Origin of the sequence: Pantoea sp. FN0302 (genome assembly GCF_050113775.1) — a bacterium.
GTDB lineage: Bacteria > Pseudomonadota > Gammaproteobacteria > Enterobacterales > Enterobacteriaceae > Mixta > Mixta alhagi.
Window position 1 is genome coordinate 551,498 of sequence record NZ_JBNJSM010000001.1, and the last position, 16,563, is coordinate 568,060.

The window sequence follows — 16,563 nt, forward strand, 5'->3', positions numbered from 1 at the left end:
CAGTGTAGTTACCAAACAGGATAAAAAAATGAAGGAAATAAGAATATCTGTAAGGCAGCCGTAAGGCTGACGTAAGTATCCGCAATCTCATCAGATGAGACAAATCAGAGCAGGGCATCAGAAACTGATACAGAAGCACAGATGTTTGCTACGCTCATCAACAGGTTGGCAATACATTAATTCAGGAGAACAATGATGAACCAGATTGAAACCCGTCAGCTTGGGCGCAGTGGCATTGAAGTTCCTACGCTTACCTTTGGCGGCAACGTTTTTGGCTGGACCGTGGACCAGGATACCTCTTTCTCACTGCTGGATGCGCTGGTGGAAAAAGGGCTGTGGTTCATTGATACCGCTGATGTTTATTCACGCTGGGCACCGGGCAACCAGGGGGGAGAATCGGAAACCATCATTGGCAACTGGCTGAAAAAAAGCGGCAAACGCGACAAAATTGTGCTGGCTACCAAAGTGGGCATGGAGCTGTCGCCGGAGAAAACCGGACTGTCAGCCAACTATATTCGGCAGGCGGTGGAAGATTCGCTGCGTCGTCTGCAAACCGACTATATCGATCTTTATCAGGCGCATCGCGATGACGATCAAACCCCACTGGAGGAGACGTTAAAAGCGTTCGACGATCTGATCCGGGAAGGTAAAGTGCGTGCGATCGGCGCCTCTAACTATTCAGCGGATCGTCTCACACAGGCGCTGAAGATCAGCGAAGAAAATGGCCTGGCGCGTTATGAGACCCTGCAACCGGAGTATAACCTCTACGATCGCCAGGAATATGAAAGCGGTCTGGAGCAGGTTGCCACTGAAAATGACATCGGTGTGATCAATTACTATTCGCTGGCCAGCGGCTTTCTGAGCGGCAAATATCGTCGTCCGGAGGATGCCAGCAAGAGCAAGCGCGGGCAGGGCGTGGTAGAGAAATACCTTAACGAGCGTGGGCTGCGTATTTTGCAGGCGCTGGACGAGGTATCTCAGGCGCGCGGCATTACCCCAACGCAGGTCGCGCTGGCGTGGCAGATTGTCCGTCCGGGGATCACTGCTCCCATCGTTAGCGCCACGTCGCTGGAGCAGTTAAATGAGCTGGTGAAAGCAGCCCAGCTACGGCTGAATCTGGATGAAGTGGAAAAGATCACGCAGGCCAGCCGCTATTAAGCCAGCCTGATAAAAATGCGCCTGCGGGCGCTTTTTTTATGCGGCTGCCTGGCCATTAGCCTATTATTGAACAAAAAAGCGGTTGGCTTTGCGCATTGAGCGATATCGCTCCGCGTAAAAAATCAGCACGCCCAATGCGCTACCGATAAGCAACAGCAGCAGTAACGCCGGTAAGGCTTCGCCGTAACAGACGCGCCAGAGCGAAGCGCCTGTAACCATCACTGCCAGACAAACCATCGCTCCGGTATAGCGATAAAGCAGCATCAGCAGCAGAGCAAAAGCGAGATACTGTTGAAAACTGAGATTCCACAGGCTCACGATAAATGTATCCATACTTTAATTACGGGGCTGAAATGCTAACATGCGCGCGCCAGGAAACCGCGTTAATTGTTTTAAAGCATCGTCAGGCAAACATAATTTGCGCCCAGCGAGCCAGCCCGGCGGTGACCGAGCCGAAATCATCGCCGGAGGCCAGCGGAATGGCAGGCAGCTGCTGCTGCAGCGCCTGACGCAACAGCGGCGAGCGGGCGCTGCCGCCGGTCAGGTAGATCATATCTGGCGTGGTGCCGCTGGTTTCCAGCGCCAGCCTGACCTGCTCCTGGATACGATCCAGCGGCGCGGCGATGGCCGCTTCCAGCCCTTTGCTGGCGATATCCGTGCGTAATCCGGCTTCGATAAACGCCAGCGCTGCGCTGGTTTCAGCCCGGTCGGAAAGGGCGATTTTGCTCTCTTCCGCCGCCCGCACCAGGCGATAGCTAAGGCGCTGCTGCCAGACTTTCAGCAGGCGCTGCACCTTTTCCGGCTGACGCGCATCGCGTATCAGATCCTGTAACAGTTTGCGGCAGGCGGCTGAATAAAAGTCGCTTTGCGCCGGAACGTCGTTGATCGCCACCGCGTTCCACCAGGGCAGGGCGGGCAGGGCGGTGCCTTTTTGCGTTTCTCCGCCCAGCCCCAGCAGCGGCATCAGCTCTTTATAAGCCAGCGCAATATCCAGATCGTTACCACCAACGCGGCAGCCGCTGTGCCCTAACAGGCTGCTGGTGCGATCGGCGCGATTGTGCCATTGCGGACCCATCAGCAGCATACTGCAGTCGGTGGTGCCCCCGCCGATATCCACCACCAGCACCCGCTTTTCTTCCTGCAGCGTGGCTTCAAAATCGAGCCCCGCCGCCACCGGTTCAAACTGAAAGATCACATCACGGAAACCGGCGCGGCTGGCAGCTCGCGCCAGAATGCCCTGAGCCTGACGGTTCGCCTCGTCGCCGCCTAATCCCTGAAAGTTAACCGGTCGACCAATCACCGCCTGATCGATGGATCCGCTCAGCTGCTGTTCTGCGGTTTGGCGAATATGCAGCATCATGGCGCACACCAGATCTTCAAACAGGGCGATCTGCTGCGGCTTCAAGCCGTTGGCACCGAGAAAGGATTTGGGCGATTTAACAAACCAGACCTCTTCAGAGTCGGTCATATACTGCGACAGCGCATCAAGACCAAAGTGGATGCTGCCGGGGGTTACTTCAATATCTTCATCGCGGTTAAAGGCGATGGCGCGCCGCAGCAGCGCCTGATTTTCCGCTTCCGGCGTCGGCACCTGATGATGGCGAAAGAGCCATTCGCTGATCGCTTCGCGCGTCGGCCCGCACAGCATTGAGGGCAGATAAGGAGAATCCTTTTCCAGTTTAAGCAGCCGCGGCGCGCCATTTTCTACCACGGCCACGGAACAGTTAGCCGTTCCGTAATCAAAACCGATAAACATAAAGATCCCCCTTAAGAAAAAAGGGGGTGACTTTACCCGAGCCGATCGGCACTGGCAAATGTTTCACACGTTGCAAATTGCCCTGTGCTCATCGGCTGGCTATTTAATGGCGAAAAAGCTGTTTTCCAGCAGCGTGTTTAACGGCACGCAGCTGCTGAGCGCATCGCCCCAAACGCCATCAATGCCGATACTGTTCAGCGTTGACAACGCCATCGCCAGGTCCACCGGCCCGGCAACGGTAGCGATGTTCAGCCGCTGCGCCTGTCCGTGAATAATAGAAACCAGCATCTCGTCCATCAGATTAAAATGCACGTTGGCAGTAAGGTCGGGAGACAGCTGTATAAAATCGATCTGTTCATGGGCAATCTGCTTAAAGAGATCCAGGTTGCGGCCAAAATCACGCAGCAGGATACGGCAACCCTGCTGACGCAGATGCTGCAGGACAGGACGCAACGCCTCGCTATGCTGTAACAGCGCGCAGGTTTCCAGACTCATAATTAACGCATCACCATGCAGCGGACTGGCGTCAAGGTGGCTGAAAAGCGTCTTCTGCCATGCCACGTTCATCAAGCCTTCGACTGTCAGCGGCAACACGATTTGTAACCCTTTCCGGGCGATGCCCGGCGCGTAAAGAGAGAAAAAACTCTCAATCAGCGCGTGATCCAACGCCAGACGCCGCGTGTCATTTGGTAACGCGGCGCGATAGTCAGTGATATCGGCTTCATGCCCCTGTGCGTTGGTGAGTCGGGGTTGCAAAAGATGAAAACTGGCGGTTTGTGTCTTGCCAGGGGCCGATACCGACCAGGCCTGCCAACGTAGCGGCTTATCAGGAGGTGTGGCCTGCTCTTTAAATGTAAGCGTAACCGGCGTCGCTGGCTGGGGCCGGGTTTCATACACGGTCAGTTGACCGCGTCCGTTGTGCTTGGCGTTGTAACAGGCCAAATCCGCCTGCGCCAGCACCTCGCTGCTCTGACAGTTATCCCCATTAATCAACGTTAGTCCGGCGCTGGCACCAATGCGGTAGAGCTTGCTTTCCCATAAAAAGCGGTAGTCATTAATGGCGTTGACAATATCCTGCGCCACCTGACGGGCCGCGCTTATTCCACAGTCGGCTATCAACAGGCCGAACTCATCGCCGCCAAGACGAGCCAGAAAATCGTTGCTACGCAGCCGGTGCGTCATTAATTCGGCCAGCTCAGTGAGCAGCGCGTCACCTGCCGCATGCCCGGCGCTGTCATTGACCGCTTTAAAACGATCGAGATCGATAAACACCAGAACGTGCTGTTGTTGCCTTTCGCTGGCGGAGAGCAGCAGCCGTTTAAGCTGGTGGTCAAAACTGGCCCGATTAGGTAGCCGCGTTAGCGTATCGTGTGAAGCGCTGTAATGCAGACGTTTCAGCATTTCACGCGATTCGCTTACATCCTGCATCACCATAACGCTGCCGATGTTTTTTCCCGTCACTGTTTTCAGCGGCGTCAGGCTGTACTGAATAGCGAAATGTTCGCCGGAAGCGTTATGCAACACCAGATCGCGATCGGGATCGTTCATGGTGCCGGGAAGGTTACAGCACAGAATATCCTCTACTTCCGGGCCGCGCGCGCCGTGGGTAATGCGCAAAATATCACCCAGCGATTTTCCTGCCGCCTGCTCCTGCGTCCAGCCGCTCATCTGTTCGGCGACCGGGTTCATAAACGTCACGCGCATCTCTTCATCGGTGCTGATTACCGCTTCGCCGATGGCGTCCAGCGTAATCAACATCTGCTCTTTTTCACGGTACAGCGCTTCGGTCAGCAGGCGCAGTTCGGTAATGTCCTGGTTAATGCCCAGCAGCCGCGCAATTTTTCCCTCGGCGTTGCGCTGGCTCTCCGCCTGCGTGCGGATAAAGCGCAGGCCGTTGCGGGTAGTAATCCGGCACTCCATGCTGAAAGGGATGTCATCCTCCAGCGCGCGCCGTACCGCCTCTTGCGCGAGGGGACGATCTTCCGGTAGCAGGCGGCTGAGCCAAAACGCATAGGTAGGACGCAAGGTTGGCTCCAGCTCATAAATAGTATACATGCGTCGGTCCCAGCTCATTTCATTGCGCATGACATCCCATTCCCAGACGCCGATGCCGCCCGCTTCATTAGCCAGCGTAATGCGCTCCATTAGCCGTCGGTTCGTCTCTTCGCTGGCGCGGATATGTTTTTTCTCTTCGCGGAAGGCGTGCATCACCATCGTCATCATGTGACTGGGGATCAAAATCAGCAGAAGCGGCAGCCAGGGCGCGGTGATCATAAATGAAGAATTGAACGCCGGCATGCTGACCAAACCCAGCACCAGCATCAGCGATATCAGCGAGACGTTGGCGAAAAAAACTAAAAATGCGGCGAGGCGCGGCAGACGTACCGCAACCCAAAACAGAATCACCATGACAAAAGTAAAGGGCCAGGGTAAAAAGCGCAGCGCCAGAAAGCTCATAAGCAATGAAGCGGCCAGGGCGATCAGCGTTGCCAACAGTACGTCCTGCTGCACCTGCAGACGCAGGTAGCGCGGCTGCCACAGCAGACAGATTGGGCCGAGCGCCAGCATGCCGATAACTTCTGATAATACCCAGACAGTAAAAAAGCGCAGGGTAGGCGTGCCGCCAGAAAAGTGGGACCACCAGAGCGCGACAAGCCCGCTGGCTAACGGCACCAGCATCCCCGCCGTAACCACTATCTTCAACCAGCTCATCAGCGAATCGAGCGCGGATTCAGGCTTGATCAACAGGCGCAGCAGGTAGCCGCCCAGCAGGCTTTGCAGCAGATTGATAAAGGCAAAAGAGAACAGCGGCCAGTGCGGCCCCAAAACCATAATATGCGCGCCCAGCGTACCGGCCAGGCAGGCCAGCAACAGCAGTGCCTGCTGGCGGCCACGGCTGCGAAAAACCACCGCCGTCATCAGCGCCGAAGCATACCAGATGGGCGAAATAGCATTATCGAGCACCCTCAGCGTCAGGCAAAACAGCGAGGCGATAAAGCAGATCAGGCCCAGCAGCAGAGCGGGCCTGAAAGAAGATAACGTGCTGTGCGCGGGCGAAATAGTATGGGTTGTCATTCACGGGTCCGGCGAGCCTGCCCGCAAAAGCGCGAGCAGGCGTTATATCACTTTGGTGATGCTAGCACAGGATGTTAAAACCAACCCGATGGCAACCGCTGAAATAGCCAGTTTATTCAAACGATTGATAGCCTGGCTGCCGCTGTTTTAGCAGATCCGCGCGTGTCCAGGGCTTTTCCAGCCCGGCAAGATCAGCAGAGAGGTGTGCAAGAAAGTTTTGCGTAGGGGCGATGCGTCCGTGACCAATAAGCACCAGCGGCAGCAGCAGCGCGGCGCTGACCTGCGGCAGGGAGAAGCCTTTCAGCTGCGTATTGCGCTGATTGATCAGGAATAGCGTGCTGAGCGTAAAGCCGATCAGCAAACCGCTGGCGACTTCGCTTTTCGAATGCGCGAGCAGCACCAGGCGTGAAGCGCCCACCAATAGCGGCACCATATAGCCAATTGTCACCGCCACGCCGCGCCAGAATGCGGGCAGCCGACCTGACAGCAGCCAGAGCATAACCGGCCAGAGAGTGGCTGACATCGCGCTGTGTCCGCTAAAGCCGGTGAAGTTAAAGCGGGCGCTACCGATGCCGAACCCCATAAACAGGATTTTCGACACGCTGACGATCAGTCCCGCTAGCCCAAAGGCCAACAGCCAAAACCAGACCGTGCGCCGATCGCTGCTTTTCCAGGGCAGGATCAGCGCGATAAGAATTGCTGTGGGGATCAGCAACATGCTGTCGCCAAAATAGGTAATCGTTCTCCAGGACATAGCCAACCTTTCTGTTATGAGTATGCTTCTCGCCAACTGGCGAGAAGGGGCGTCGCTACGCTGCCACGAAAAGTGAGAGCTGGATCGCGCGTAGCAGTTTATCGGTGAAATGGGGGCGCGCCAAAGGAGAAAGTCTGAAAAGCGGGCATTCCGTGCAGCGCTTCATCGCCCGGCGACGGGCAAGCTGCTTTTTTCTGGCATCAAACCGGCGATCTCCCTATAATTGCCGCCAGTTAATCCTCTCAATATCTGACTGAACGCTAAGGATGATGTTTCGACATCGCCTGGTGCCACGTCACACAGTTATCAGGTCTTTAATTTTATGACTGACAAGTCCCATCAATGCGTCATTGTAGGTATCGCAGGCGCATCCGCATCAGGAAAAAGTTTAATTGCCAGCACGCTGTATCGTGAAATCCGCGAACAGGTCGGCGATGAGCATATCGGCGTGATTCCTGAAGACAGTTATTACAAAGACCAAAGCCACCTCACTATGGAAGAGCGGATTAAAACGAACTATGACCATCCCAGCGCGATGGATCATGATTTGCTGCTGCATCATCTTCAGGCCCTGAAAGCGGGCCAGCATATTGAATTGCCGGTTTACAGCTACGTTGAACATACCCGCACGCAGGAAACCATTCATCTCAAACCGAAAAAGGTCATTATTCTCGAAGGGATCCTGCTGTTAACCGATGCCCGCCTGCGCGAAGAGATGAATTTCTCCATTTTTGTCGATACCCCGCTGGATATCTGCCTGATGCGTCGTATGAAGCGCGACGTGAACGAACGCGGCCGCTCAATGGATTCGGTAATGGCGCAGTATCAAAAAACCGTGCGTCCGATGTTCCTGCAGTTTATTGAACCCTCCAAGCAGTACGCCGATATCATCGTGCCGCGCGGGGGTAAAAACCGCATTGCCATCGATATTCTGAAAGCGAAAATCAATCAATTCTTTGAGTAAGCGCGTCAGCCCGAAGAAAAAGGAGTAAACGGCGATGAGATTATGCGATCGCGATATTGAAGCCTGGCTTGATAACGGCAAGCTGGCGATTACGCCGCGCCCGCCAGTAGAGCGCATCAACGGCGCAACCGTGGACGTGCGGTTGGGCAATCAGTTTCGTACTTTTCGTGGGCATACTGCAGCCTATATCGACTTAAGCGGCCCTAAACATGAGGTCAGCGCGGCACTGGATCGCGTGATGAGCGATGAGATTGTGCTGCCGGAGGGTGAGGCGTTTTATCTGCATCCGGGCGAGCTGGCGCTGGCCGTGACCCTGGAATCGGTCACGCTGCCTGACGATTTGGTCGGCTGGCTTGATGGTCGTTCATCGCTGGCGCGTCTGGGTTTAATGGTGCATGTGACCGCGCACCGCATCGATCCCGGCTGGCAGGGCCGTATCGTACTGGAGTTCTATAATTCAGGTAAGCTGCCGTTGGCCTTGCGTCCCGGTATGCTGATCGGTGCGCTAAGCTTTGAACCTTTGTCTGGTCCCGCCGCCCGCCCATATAACCGTCGTGAAGATGCTAAATACAAAGGGCAGCAGGGCGCGGACGCCAGTCGGATCGATAAAGACTAACTGCCTGAACAGGGGATGGGATGAGACGATTAATTACCACGCTGGCTATTTTATTCGTCGTGATTGTAGCGGGCATGACAGCGCTGGTACTGTTGGTTAACCCCAACGATTTTCGCAACTATATGGTGCAGCAGGTTGAACAGCGTAGCGGCTATCAACTGCGCCTGGAGGGCGATTTGCGCTGGCATGTCTGGCCGCAGCTTAGCATCCTTGCCGGACGTATGTCGGTTACCGCCCCTGGCGCACAGCAGCCGATGGTGATGGCTGAAAACATGCGGCTTGATGTCCATCTCTTTCCTTTACTGTCGCATCAGCTCAGCGTTAAGCAGGTCATGCTGAAGAGCGCAGTGATCCGCCTGACGCCGGAGAGCGAAGCTCAACAGCCAGCCGATGCGCCGGTAGGGCCGACGGACTCAACGCCGCCGGAACCGGTAAAAGGCTGGACTTTCGATATCAGTCATCTCGAAGTGGCTGACAGCCTGTTAATCTGGCGTCAGCCGCAGGGAGAAGAGATTAACTTTCGCGATCTTAATCTCTCCCTGACGCAGGACAGCCGCCGTGAGGCGAGGCTGTCACTGGCGACGCGGGTTAGCCGCGATCAGCGTGAGCTGCAGCTGTCGCTGGATGGCGAGATGAATGTGGCCAATTATCCGCAGCGCGTAAGTGGTACGGTGAAGTCGCTGAGCTGGCAGCTACAGGGACCGGGTCTGCCTGCAACGGGATTGCAGGGCAAAGGCAGCCTGCAGGCGGAGTGGCTGAATGACAGCCAGCGTTTTTCATTGCAAAACGTGGCGCTGACATTGGGTGACAGCCAGCTGAACGGCGCTATCAGCGGCAAGCTTGGCAACGCGCCGGCGGTCACGATTGATATGCGCTCGCCGCATCTCGATCTGGATGCGCTTTCCGGCCTGAATTCGCCAACCAGCGCTTCGCCTGGCATGTCTGTCGCCACCGCCTTTAGCCGCGCGCCGGTGATCGCCGAACCCACCCGTTACGATCATCCCCTGAACAGTCTGAATGCAGCGCTGAAGCTTCAGGTCGATACGTTGCGCTGGCGTGGCATGGATATGCAGCAGGTAGCGCTGGATGCGCAAAATCATCAGGGTAACATAGCGCTTAATACGCTGAACGGACGGGTAGGCGAGGGCACTTTCTCGTTACCGGGCACCTTAAATCTGCATCAGCAGTCGGTTGCGGTGGCGCTGCGTCCGGCGCTGCAGAATATTGCATTAGCGCCGTTGCTGCAGGCGTTTGCTCTGCCGCCAACGCTGGATGGCCAGCTGACATTAACCGGTAACATGAGTGGAGAGGGACTGAGCGTTGTTGATTTTCATCGGCGCTGGCGCGGCGAAGCCGAAGTAGCACTGGATTCAGCTCGCATTATCGGCATGAATTTTCAGCAACTGGTCCAGCGGGCCGTGGCCCGTAACAGCGATCGGGTCAGCAGCGGAGATGAAACGGGCAACAGTAACGAAACCCGCCTTGATAAGCTGCAGGCACAGGCAACCTTAAAAGATGGCCTTATTACGCTTAAAAACCTACAGGGCGGGGCTTCCGGCTTCCGTCTGGGCGGCGCGGGTGAGATAGATATGCTGCGTCGTCAGTGCGATATTCATTTTGGCGTGCAGGTTACCAGTGGCTGGAAAGGGGATAATGACCTTATCGCCACACTGCAACAGACGGCGGTTCCGCTGCATATCTACGGCGGCTGGGATAATCTGCAATACAACCTGAAAGTGGATCAGCTGCTGCGTCAGAAGCTTGAGAGTCAAATCAAATCGCGCCTGGATGAGTGGTCACAGCGTAATCAGAAAAATGTGACGCCGGAAAAAGCGCCGCAATAGTCGCTCTGGCGCAGGAATCGCCTGATATCCTGCGCCTGGCGCTCTCCTCAGCGGTAACGCGTTATGGCTGTTTACGCCTCGGTATCCGACTCGCGCTGAGCAAACGGAATAATCTGCACCTTATGCACGCGATGGCTTTCCACTTCTAAAGTGCGAATAAGCCAGTCGCCGATCTGCAGCTCTTCGCCCGCCTGAGGAATATGCTGCAGCTGATCCATCAGCAGACCGGCAATGGTGTGATAATCGCGCTTTTCGTTTAGCGGCAGGTCGATATACATCTCCAGATCTTCCAGCGGCATATGGCCATTGGCTATCCAGCTGCCATCCTCTTTCTGACGAATATCATAGCGCGCGTCCAGCTCGTCGCTTTCATTTGGTAAATTACCGGCAATGGTTTCCATGATGTCGCTCAGGGTCACCACGCCCTCCACCGAACCAAACTCATCCACCACAAAGGCGAAATGGGTGCGCGCGCTACGGAACTGCTCCAGCGCCAGCAGCAGCGTAAGCTGTTCCGGGAAAATTAGCGGCTGACGAATCAAAGCGCGCAGGTCGAGAGAGTTATGATGCAGCGACTGATGCAGAAGATCGATAATATGCACCACTCCCAGCGGCTCGCTGCCGTTTTCGGTAATTAAGATCCTGGTATGCTGATTACGGTCCAGCTGCGCCATTATCTTTTGCGGGCTATTACTCAGGTCAATATGTTCGATATCGTGACGCGAGGTCATAATACTGCTGACGCTGCGTTGCGCCATGCTCATAACCCGCACGACCATCTGGCGTTCCTGTTTATTAAAGACCGCGTGCTCATCGGCCTCTCCCACCAGCGAAGCGGTCTCCGCATCCAGCTCCGCTTCGGCGTGCTGACCGCGCAGCAGATGCAGTACCGCTTCGGCGGTGCGTTTGCGCAGCGGTATGGTCGATGAAAGAAAGCGACGGCGATTGAACTGCGACAGCTGATTAAGACATTCAATTAAGATAGAGAAGCCAATAGCAGCATAGAGATAGCCTTTGGGAATATGGAAGCCAAACCCTTCAGCAATCAGGCTAAAGCCAATCATCAGCAAGAAGCTCAGGCAAAGAATCACAATGGTTGGGTGGCCGTTAACAAAGCGGGTTAACGGTTTGCTGGCAAGGATCATCAGGCAGATGGCGATAGCCACCGCAGCCATCATCACTGGCAGGTGATCCACCATCCCAACGGCAGTGATAACCGCATCCAGTGAGAAAACGGCATCCAGCACGACAATCTGCGCCACCACCGGCCAGAAGCGCGCGCCATGCTTCTGTGGATTCTCATCACTGTCGCGTCCCTCCAGTCGCTCATTGAGCTCCATAGTGGCCTTAAACAGCAGGAATAATCCGCCGATCAGCATAATCACATCGCGGGTGCTAAAAGTGTGACTGAATAGCGTCAACAGCGGGCGCGTAAGCCCGGTTAACCATGCGATCGAGGTCAGTAGCGCCATGCGCATAAGCAACGCCAACAGCAGCCCGGTAACGCGGGCGCGATCGCGCTGCGCGGCAGGCAGCTTTTCCGCCAGGATGGCAATAAAGATCAAATTATCGATACCCAGCACCAGTTCAAGCACAATTAATGTAACCAGTCCGGCCCAGATTGATGGATCTGCGATCCATTCCATACCCTGTTTCACCTTTTATTGTTTATTTTGCTGAGCGATGATGGAATCTGAATAATGAAAACGCAATATTACCTGAGATAAATCCTAAACAAAAAAAGCGCAAGCCTTAATGTGCGCCTGATAGGCATATATTAGCACTCAAGCTTATTGGGATTTTACGGGGGCAGAGAGAGGTAATTATTAACATCTGCTGCAGAAATAAACGCCATCTGGTTGCATTATGTAATAAAAGTTATTATCAAGCCGGAATTATCTGGAAAAAAAAGAAAGGCGCTGTCGGGGTAACTTACTGAAAATTAACCATTATTTTTTATATTCTTTAGTCTTATTCTGAAAGTGCTATGGATCTGCTTTCCTGTGCTTGTCACAACCAGTCAATAGTATAAAAATCTAGCCATAACTTATGTGATCGGACCGAGATAATTGATGCGGCTCTTTTGCTGCGCTCAGATAAATGAGTAATCCCTTTGGCTTAATGTAGCTTATAAGAGCTAACCGATCCCTGCGCCTCAAATAGCACTGTTTCTGATTTAACAGCATTGGTAGCTGAAAGCCAGGGGCGGTAGCGTGCTTAAACTCTGGCTGTTGGGTTCAAATATGCCCGTCAAGAGTAATGTATAAATTTCTGTTGTTTTAAGACTAATGCTAAATAAATACGACAGAATAACTGATGCCATCATAAAACCTGATTCAGGCCTTAATGCCGGCATTACAGGACGAATTAATACCGATACGGTCAGTAAGCTGACCATTAATGGTCGAACTGCAGGACAGCGGGCCGCCTCTGTTTTTACCGGGCGTTGACAGAGTGGCTTTCGCAGCAGGGACATTTATGCATAAAACGAGGGGCAAACATCTCATGACGGAACAGCAATAGTTAGAGCAGATTGGTCGTGAATTGACGTTTATTCATGAACTTTTTTTTGCGGCGACACACACCGCTTTAGACAATAAATCAGCAATAGTGATGATAATTCAATGATGAAAACGAAACTAAAGTTGGCTCCGTTACTGGTGTCAATCTCACTTATCAGTGGCTGTACCGTAGTCCCAGGGCAAAATGTTTCTACCAGCGGTAAAGATGTTATCAAGCAGCAGGACGCTGATTATGACATCAACAAAATGGTTAACGTCTTTCCTCTTACCCCGATGTTGGTCGAGCAGCTGCGCAGAAAACCTATTGTTGCCCAGCCGAACCCGCAGCTCGATCGTGAGCTGGCTAACTATGAGTATCGTATCGGCGTAGGCGATGTGTTGAGCGTTACCGTTTGGGATCACCCGGAGCTGACGACTCCAGCCGGCCAGTACCGCAGCGCCAGCGACACCGGTAACTGGGTCCATTCAGATGGCACCATCTATTATCCTTACATCGGTAAGGTAAAGGTCGCCGGTAAAACCATCCAGCAAGTGCGCAGCGAGCTGCAGAGTCGTCTGGCCAGCTATATTGAAAGCCCGCAGGTTGATGTAAATATCGCGGCTTTCCGTTCGCAAAAGGTCTACGTCACCGGCGAAGTCGGTACCTCTGGTAAACAGGAAATCACCAATATCCCGTTGACCGTCCTGGATGCGATTAACACCGCAGGCGGTCTCTCCGCAGACGCCGACTGGCGTAACGTGGTGCTGACCCACAATGGCCGTGAACAACGTATTTCTCTGCAGGCGCTGATGCAGAACGGCGATTTGACGCAAAACCGCCTGCTCTATCCGGGCGATATTCTGTACGTGCCGCGCAATGACGAACTGAAAATCTTTGTCATGGGCGAAGTGAACCGCCAGCAGACGTTGAAAATGGATCGCAGCGGCATGACGCTGACGGAAGCACTGGGCAATGCGGAAGGGCTGAACCAGGATGTCTCTAACGCCACCGGCGTGTTTGTTATTCGTCCGAACCGCGAACAGGGCGGCAAGGTTGCGAATATCTATCAGCTTAATACTGCTGATGCGACCGCGATGGTACTGGGCACGGAATTCCAGCTGCAGCCGTATGACATCGTCTACGTGACCGCAACACCGCTTACCCGCTGGAACCGCGTCATCAATCAGTTGCTGCCTACCATCAACAGTGTTCGCTACAGCATCAACTCAGCGAGAGATATCAAAAACTGGTGATGAATATGTTTAATTCAATTCTCATTGTCTGCGTGGGCAATATCTGCCGTTCGCCAACTGGCGAACGATTACTAAAACGCTACTGCCCGGATGTGAAAGTTGAATCAGCAGGATTAGGCGCGCTGGTGAACTATCCAGCAGATGAAAACGCCATCAAGGTGGCAGAGCAACACGATCTCTCGCTGGAAGGGCACCGCGCCCGCAAAATCACTTCAGCCATGTGCAGAGAAAACGATCTGATCCTGGTGATGGAAAAACAGCATATCAATGACATCAGTAATATCGCCCCGGAAGTTCGCGGCAAAACCATGCTGTTTGGTCATTGGTGCGCAGGTCGTGAAATCCCGGATCCATATCGAAAAAGTATAGAGGCTTTTGAATCTGTATACCTTTTATTGGATGACGCCGCTCAGAAATGGGCCCACGCATTAAATCGATAATCAGGCATAATAATGGTCAACAAAAAATCAGATAGCTCGCAGAAAATTGCAGATGCCAAAGATGAAATCGATGTAGCCCGTTTATACGGTTCAATTATCGATCATCGCTGGCTCATTATTGGCGTAACCGCACTATTCGCAGTAATAGGTATTATCTACTCCATCCTCGCCACCCCGGTTTATCGGGCCGATGCGCTGGTACAGGTTGAACAAAACCAGGGCAGCCTGGTGATGACTCAACTCTCCAATCTGATGCCGGATACCAAACCGGCTTCAGATGCGCAGATTGGTCTGATCATGTCCCGGATGGTGCTGGGTAAAACCATCGAAGATCTTAACCTGCAAACCACCGTCGCGCCGAAATATCTGCCGGTTGTGGGTGCTGGCTGGGCGCGCCTGATGGGCAACGACGATAAAAAACTCGCCGTTTCTCGTCTGGAATTGCCGCCGGAACTGATCGGTCAGAAGCTTGAGCTGGTTATCGGTGAGAACCACACCTTTACCCTCTCTGGCGAAGACGGTGAACTGGTAAAAGGCAAAGTAGGCCAGTATGTAGGGCAGGGCAAAGTAAAAATCCTCGTCTCTGACACCAATGCCGGGCCGGGCGACGCCTTTGTTGTGCAGAAAAATGGCTATCTGCCGACCTACAATGATTTGGTAGGCCGTCTGAGCGTGGTGGATCAGGGCAAAGATACCGGCGTGCTGGCATTAACCCTGAACGGTTCCGATCCGCAGTTGACGCAGGATACGCTGCGCGCCATTACGGAAAACTATCTGCTGCAAAACGTTGAACGTAAATCTGAGGAAGCGCAAAAGAGCCTCGATTTTATTCAACGTCAGCTGCCGCAGGTGCGTCAGAAGCTGGATGATGCTGAGAACAAACTGAACGCGTTCCGTCAGCAAAACGATTCAGTGGATCTGACGCTGGAAGCCAAGTCGATGCTGGATACCATGGTTAATGTGGATAACCAGCTGAACGAACTGACTTTCCGTGAGGCGGAAATCTCCAAGCTCTATACCAAAGAGCACCCGGCCTATCGCACGCTGTTGGAAAAGCGTAAGACGCTGCGGGATGAGAAAAAATCGCTGGAGGGTAAAGTTTCAGCCCTGCCGCGCACTCAGCAAGAAATTATTCGTCTGACGCGTGATGTCGATGCAGGCCAGGCGGTGTTCATGCAGCTGCTGAACAAGCAGCAAGAGCTGAGCATCAACAAAGCCAGCACCGTGGGTAACGTACGTATCGTTGACCCGGCACTGGTGCTGAACAAGCCGATCGCTCCGCGCTCTGCCATTATCATCGCCGTTTCTCTGGTGCTGGGCCTGCTGGCTTCCACCATCTACGTGCTGATGAAAACCATTCTGATTCGTGGCATCGAGAGCCCGGAGCAGCTGGAAAACAGCGGCATCAACGTATACGCCAGTATTCCTATCTCTGAATGGCAGCAGCAACGCGATCGTAAGCTGGCGATGCTGGGCAAAGATAAGGGCAAAAAAGCGATACGCGGCGGTGAGTTGCTGGCGCTGGCAAACCCAACGGATCTGGCGGTTGAAGCGGTACGTAGTCTGCGTACTACCATGCACTTCGCTATGCTGGATGCGCCTAACAATATCGTCATGATCTCCGGTAGCAGCCCGGATATCGGTAAAACCTTTATCAGCACTAACCTGGCCGCCGTGGTTGCACAGTCAGGCCAGCGCGTACTGTTTATCGATGGCGATATGCGTAAAGGCTATTCGCACGAGCTGTTTAATACCGATAACCGTCACGGTCTGTCTGACCTGCTGTCAAATCAGGCAACGCTGCAGCAGGCGATTCGACCCACTAACGTCAGCGGGCTGGACTTTATTCCGCGCGGTCAGCTGCCGCCTAACCCGTCTGAACTGCTGATGAGTCAGAAGTTTATCGACCTGATGGCCAACGTGCAGAAGCAGTACGATATCGTGATTATCGATACCCCGCCGATTCTGGCGGTGACCGATGCGGCCATTATCGGTATGCAGGCCGGCACCAGTATGGTGGTGGCAGGATTTGAGAAATCCACGGTGAAAGAGATTGAAGTCAGCGTTCGTCGCTTTGAGCAGAACGGTATTGAGATTAAAGGCGCCATTCTGAACCTGGTGGTGAAAAAAGCTGCCAGCGCCTACGGTTATGGCTATTACCACTATAGCTACGAATCGACCAAGCCGTAAAACGAGAGTGC

12 protein-coding genes are annotated in these 16,563 nt (G+C 53.9%); 7 read left to right on the forward strand and 5 right to left on the reverse strand.

All coding sequences use genetic code 11. From position 1 onward, the window contains the following. Positions 1-195: 195 nt before the first annotated feature. Positions 196-1,158 carry an aldo/keto reductase gene (locus tag ACQE32_RS02495; RefSeq protein ID WP_250652745.1) on the forward strand — a complete coding sequence of 321 codons (963 nt, stop codon included), beginning with the start codon at positions 196-198 and terminating at the stop codon, positions 1,156-1,158. 63 nt (positions 1,159-1,221) lie between these two features. Here ACQE32_RS02495 and ACQE32_RS02500 read toward each other — a convergent pair whose 3' ends face one another. The 4 genes from ACQE32_RS02500 to ACQE32_RS02515 all read right to left on the reverse strand — a co-directional run bounded on the left by ACQE32_RS02500 (position 1,222) and on the right by ACQE32_RS02515 (position 6,743). Continuing rightward, the gene (locus tag ACQE32_RS02500; protein ID WP_426972018.1) at positions 1,222-1,491 is read right to left on the reverse strand and encodes a hypothetical protein; all 270 of its coding nucleotides are present in this window, start codon (positions 1,489-1,491) and stop codon (positions 1,222-1,224) included. A gap of 70 nt (positions 1,492-1,561) precedes the next feature. Then, the gene (gene yegD, locus ACQE32_RS02505) at positions 1,562-2,914 is read right to left on the reverse strand and encodes a molecular chaperone (RefSeq protein ID WP_426972019.1); all 1,353 of its coding nucleotides are present in this window, start codon (positions 2,912-2,914) and stop codon (positions 1,562-1,564) included. Between the two features lie 99 nt (positions 2,915-3,013). Then, the gene (locus ACQE32_RS02510; protein WP_427021282.1) at positions 3,014-5,989 is read right to left on the reverse strand and encodes a diguanylate cyclase domain-containing protein; all 2,976 of its coding nucleotides are present in this window, start codon (positions 5,987-5,989) and stop codon (positions 3,014-3,016) included. 112 nt (positions 5,990-6,101) lie between these two features. Then, positions 6,102-6,743 carry a phosphatase PAP2 family protein gene (locus tag ACQE32_RS02515; protein ID WP_085071169.1) on the reverse strand — a complete coding sequence of 214 codons (642 nt, stop codon included), beginning with the start codon at positions 6,741-6,743 and terminating at the stop codon, positions 6,102-6,104. 322 nt (positions 6,744-7,065) lie between these two features. Here ACQE32_RS02515 and udk point away from each other — a divergent pair, with 322 nt between their 5' ends. Genes udk through asmA form a run of 3 tightly spaced genes read left to right on the forward strand, consistent with a single transcriptional unit; the run spans position 7,066 to position 10,167 of the window. Further along, the gene (gene udk / locus ACQE32_RS02520) at positions 7,066-7,707 is read left to right on the forward strand and encodes a uridine kinase (RefSeq protein WP_249891531.1); all 642 of its coding nucleotides are present in this window, start codon (positions 7,066-7,068) and stop codon (positions 7,705-7,707) included. Positions 7,708-7,741: 34 nt separating this feature from the next. After that, a complete protein-coding gene (gene dcd, locus ACQE32_RS02525) occupies positions 7,742-8,323 on the forward strand; it encodes a dCTP deaminase (protein ID WP_426972021.1) in 582 nt (193 codons plus the stop codon). A 20-nt stretch (positions 8,324-8,343) separates the two neighbouring features. After that, complete coding sequence (gene asmA, locus ACQE32_RS02530) at positions 8,344-10,167, forward strand: outer membrane assembly protein AsmA (RefSeq protein ID WP_427021283.1); 1,824 nt, start codon at positions 8,344-8,346, stop codon at positions 10,165-10,167. Between the two features lie 71 nt (positions 10,168-10,238). Here asmA and ACQE32_RS02535 read toward each other — a convergent pair whose 3' ends face one another. Continuing rightward, entirely contained in the window at positions 10,239-11,813 is a 1,575-nt protein-coding gene (locus ACQE32_RS02535; RefSeq protein ID WP_426980788.1) for a TerC family protein, read from the reverse strand. A 978-nt stretch (positions 11,814-12,791) separates the two neighbouring features. Here ACQE32_RS02535 and ACQE32_RS02540 point away from each other — a divergent pair. Genes ACQE32_RS02540 through wzc form a run of 3 tightly spaced genes read left to right on the forward strand, consistent with a single transcriptional unit; the run spans position 12,792 to position 16,552 of the window. After that, on the forward strand, positions 12,792-13,922 hold the full coding sequence (locus ACQE32_RS02540; RefSeq protein WP_426972024.1) for a polysaccharide export protein: 1,131 nt from the start codon (positions 12,792-12,794) through the stop codon (positions 13,920-13,922). 5 nt (positions 13,923-13,927) lie between these two features. Beyond that, positions 13,928-14,362, forward strand: coding sequence for a protein tyrosine phosphatase (locus ACQE32_RS02545; RefSeq protein ID WP_250650325.1), 435 nt, complete (start codon positions 13,928-13,930; stop codon positions 14,360-14,362). A gap of 12 nt (positions 14,363-14,374) precedes the next feature. Next, positions 14,375-16,552, forward strand: a complete 2,178-nt coding sequence (gene wzc / locus ACQE32_RS02550; RefSeq protein ID WP_426972026.1) for a tyrosine-protein kinase Wzc — start codon at positions 14,375-14,377, stop codon at positions 16,550-16,552. The last annotated feature ends 11 nt before the right edge of the window (positions 16,553-16,563 follow it).